The following is a 3,893-nucleotide window of genomic DNA, read 5'->3' on the forward strand; positions in this document are numbered from 1 at the left end:
TTTCTTCAGGAGCGGAAGCGAGTCCCGATAGTGCCAGAAGAAGAGGCCGATCGCGCCGAGCAGGCAAAGATATCGGATCGGGGTGAACTGGCCGAGCGGAATATAGAGCGTGAAGAACCACACCGTGAACAGCGCCTGCTCCCAGGCTTCGGCGCGGCTCTCGTTCTGGTAAACATTGAGTAGCGTGGCTCGCTGAGCTGGAAAGCGTCCGAGCTGTGAAGTTTCCAAGGTGTAGCGCTCCGTAAACGAACTCCAACCGCCTGCAAAACCTATGCCTTGCCTCCGGCTCCATAACAACACGGGTAAGCGTGTTAACCAATGCTGTCCCAGTGTTCAGACCCTATCTGCCTTTGGATGACAAATGATATACGAACTTGAGAACGCCGATTCAAATTTGCGCGCTTCAGGGGAATTGGAACGTCTCTTGCAGTCGGTTTCGGTGCAGTCTCATAGCGGTGAACGGGCACCCGGAGCCGTGACGCCTCATAGTGCCTGTCGCGGCTGAATTTCGGACGTTTGGAAAGATCGATGCAACTGAATGCTTTTCTGCCGTCAAGGGTGTTCAAGCGCAATCTTGCGCCGGGTAGCTATCGGCTTGAAATCGACGGTCTGCGGTTCTTTGCGATCATGGTTGTCATGGTCGGCCACCTGCTCGAGCGTATTCACAAGTTCTGGTTTGAACCGAACCCGGGTCTCGACTTTGCGCCGGTCAATGCGGTCCTCGAATTCTTCGCCAGTCCCAACCAGGGTGTTCTGTTGTTCTTCGCGATCAGCGGGTTCATCATCGCCAAGCAGATGCAGGACGTTTCTCTGGAGCGTTTCAATTCCAGCTTCATCGGCAAGTATTACATCCGCCGCATCACCCGCATCTTCCCGCCCTATTACTTCGTCATTCTGACGACTTTCGTTGCCTATTATTTCTTCGGCCTCATGCCGGATAATCTCGATCGCTCTAACCATACAGAAGTTGCCCTGCCGCAAAGCCTCGCGGCCAGCCTTTTCTATGCGCATGGCGCCGTGTTCGATAACCTGCCGCGCCTGTTTGCGCCGGGATGGTCGCTCGAAGTCGAGGTCCAGTTTTACCTACTTGCACCGCTGATTTTTCTGACTCTCTTCCAGGGCAAGGACCGCACGGCCTTCTGGCGATACGCGCTGATGATCGCGGTGTTCTTCTCGGTGTCTTTCGTCGTGATCAACAAGATCGTGCCGGTCAATGCCTACACGATCCTCTCCTATATCGTTTACTTCGGCATAGGGATCACACTGGCCCGGTTCGAGGGGCCGGTTCAATTGGCCTTCAGCCATATAGGCAGCAAGGCGAGCCTTGCACTGGGGGTGACCTGCGTGCTGGGCATGTTCTGGCTTGGCAACGCGGATTTTCGGCCGCTGGCGATGACGCTGGTCTATTGGGCGCTAAGCCTCGCCACCATCGTCGTGCTGTTCGGGCTGGCGTTCCAGGCAGAAACCTTGTTCGGCAAGTTCTGTCGGGTCCCCTATGTCACGTACATCGGCATGGCCTGCTACTCGCTCTATCTCGTGCACTTGCAGGTCTTTCACATCGCGACACAGGTCGCCGGCAAGTTCGTGCCGATGAACTATTTCGCGGCAGGTGCCGGGTTCGCGATCATCCTCGGCGTTGGCCTTGTGGCGGGCTGGCTCTTCTTCGCACTGGTGGAAAAACCCTTTTCCAACTGGCGCCCTTTTCCGGCAAAGCCCGCGGCGCGCTTGCCTGAAACCGAGGTCCCACGCGCAGGTTGACCTGCGCCTGGATCAATAGGCCCTCGCGCAGAATTGTGTCGGTCTTGCCTTAATGTGCCGGAGACCATGGTGGCCGCCGCAAAAAAAGCCCTTTTAAAGCCGGGAACACGGCCTGATTCCGCGCTGCGTTAACTATTGGAATGCCTGAAGTTTGCCGGATTTGCGCCGGATTCTGCCGCCACGGTTAATTTTGTAACGGCACTCTCGGTACCGCCGTTTAAACGCCGCGTTAAACCTTCGCCGCTTTATTGAACCGCATGTCGAGTTCGGATCCTATGATACCCGTTGAGAGCCGCGTTTTTACGTCACAGGTCAGGATGTCCAGGCGGGCAGGCCATGCGCTCATGAGCGAATACACTGACGGCAAATGGCCCGTTTGGGTCCGGCTGATCACCATCATCGGCCTCAGCGCAGGCCTGTGGGCCGCCATAATCTGGGCAGCCATCGTCCTTTTTAGCTGAAAAACCTAACTTGTTGTGGGTTCACCGGTTGCTTTCGCTGCCTGCGGACTCGTCTTTGCATATAACAGGCTGAACTGTCTGTGCGCACGGGGCGCCAGCGGAAGCCTTCGCCCTTGAGAGGACATCATGCCAGGCAAACTGTTGGTCACCGGCGGCGCGGGATATGTCGGTAGCCATTGCAGCCGCGCCTTCGCTGAAGCTGGCTGGGACGTCACCGTCTTCGACAACCTGTCGACAGGCTGGCGCGACCTCGTCCAGTGGGGCGACCTGATCGTCGGCGACCTGCAGAATCCGGCGGATCTCGAAGCGGCCTTCGCCAGGGTGAAACCGGATGCGGTTGCGCATTTTGCAGGATCCGCGCTGGTAGCCGAATCCGTCCGTGAGCCGTCGATCTACTACCGCAACAACACGCTCGCGACGCTGAACCTGCTTGAAGCCATGCGTCGCCACGCAACCGGCTATCTCGTCTTCTCATCAACTTGCGCCATCTTCGGGCAAGCACAGATGGATACGATCCGAGAGGATCATCCCAAGAATCCGATCAATCCCTACGGCATGTCAAAGCTGATGGTGGAGCATATCCTGAAGGACTATGACGCCGCGCACGCTATCCGCTCCATCCCGCTGCGATACTTCAATGCCGCTGGCGCTGACCGTGACGGCAAGACGGGCGAACGCCACGCCTGCGAAACGCACGTTATCCCGCTCGCCATCCAGGGTGCCCATGACGCGGGATACGAATTCACGATCTTCGGCTCGGATTTCGATACGCCCGACGGCAGTGCGATCCGTGACTATATCCACGTCGAGGACCTCGCTGAAGCGCATCTGCATGCGCTGACGGCGCTGGAGAATGGCGCCGCCTCGACCGCTTACAATCTTGGTACCGGGCGCGGGACCAGCGTGGCCGAAGTCGTCTCGGCGATCGAGCGCGCCACCAATCGCAAGATTCCCCGGCGCTTTGGCCCTCGCCGTCCCGGCGATCCGGCCAGGCTGATCGCGCTGCCCGACAAGGCGGCGAAGGAACTGGGATGGGTGGCGTCGCGTTCGGACATCGACAACATTATCCGTTCCGCCCTGAAATGGCATGACAAGGACCGCGCCGAACACGCGGCGCATTCCAAGGCCTGAACGGTTGGCGGCGACAGATATGGCGCAGGTCACGCTCATCATCCCGTGTTACAACGCGGCCGATACGATCACCGGCACGATCGAAAGCGCAATCGCGCAGACGGTGCCCGTACGGATCATCGTGGTGGACGACTGCTCGACCGATAACAGCTTCGAGGTTGTTACCGCGCTGGCAACAAAGCATCCGGCGATCAGACTGTTTCGTCAGGCGGTGAATGGCGGACCGGGCAAGGCGCGCAATACCGGCCTGCGCCTCGCCGAAACCGAATGGGTCGCCGGGCTCGATTCCGATGATTTCCTCGAGCCAGAACGCACCGAGCGACTGCTCGCCCACGTGGCCGGGCGCGAGGTCGACTTGCTGATGGACGATATCATCCGCGTCTGGCCTGGACAGGCGGTGAGGGAAGGCGTGCGCGTATGGCGTGACGGTCCGGTCGGAACCGTGTCGATGGACCTTGCTGCCTTCGTGCGGGAAAACACCCTGAAGCATACCGGTTACCGGCGGGAGATCGGATACCTCAAGCCGTTGATGCGCACGGCCTT

General features: G+C 58.9%; 4 protein-coding genes. 3 read left to right on the plus strand and 1 reads right to left on the minus strand.

All coding sequences use genetic code 11. The features are described 5' to 3' along the window. Positions 1 to 228: hypothetical protein (locus WEA77_RS07510; protein WP_368067246.1), on the minus strand; the 228-nt coding region annotated here is incomplete at its 3' end. 300 nt (positions 229 to 528) lie between these two features. On the opposite strand from WEA77_RS07510, the gene WEA77_RS07515 reads away from it, so the two are divergent. The 3 genes from WEA77_RS07515 to WEA77_RS07525 all read left to right on the plus strand — a co-directional run. Further along, the gene (locus tag WEA77_RS07515; RefSeq protein WP_368067247.1) at positions 529 to 1,758 is read left to right on the plus strand and encodes an acyltransferase family protein; all 1,230 of its coding nucleotides are present in this window, start codon (positions 529 to 531) and stop codon (positions 1,756 to 1,758) included. Between the two features lie 587 nt (positions 1,759 to 2,345). After that, positions 2,346 to 3,350 carry a UDP-glucose 4-epimerase GalE gene (gene galE, locus WEA77_RS07520; RefSeq protein ID WP_368067248.1) on the plus strand — a complete coding sequence of 335 codons (1,005 nt, stop codon included), beginning with the start codon at positions 2,346 to 2,348 and terminating at the stop codon, positions 3,348 to 3,350. Between the two features lie 19 nt (positions 3,351 to 3,369). Then, the coding region (locus WEA77_RS07525) for a glycosyltransferase family 2 protein (protein WP_368067249.1) at positions 3,370 to 3,893 on the plus strand (524 nt) is incomplete at its 3' end.

It is taken from the genome of Hyphomonas sp. (assembly GCF_040882205.1).
GTDB lineage: Bacteria > Pseudomonadota > Alphaproteobacteria > Caulobacterales > Hyphomonadaceae > Hyphomonas.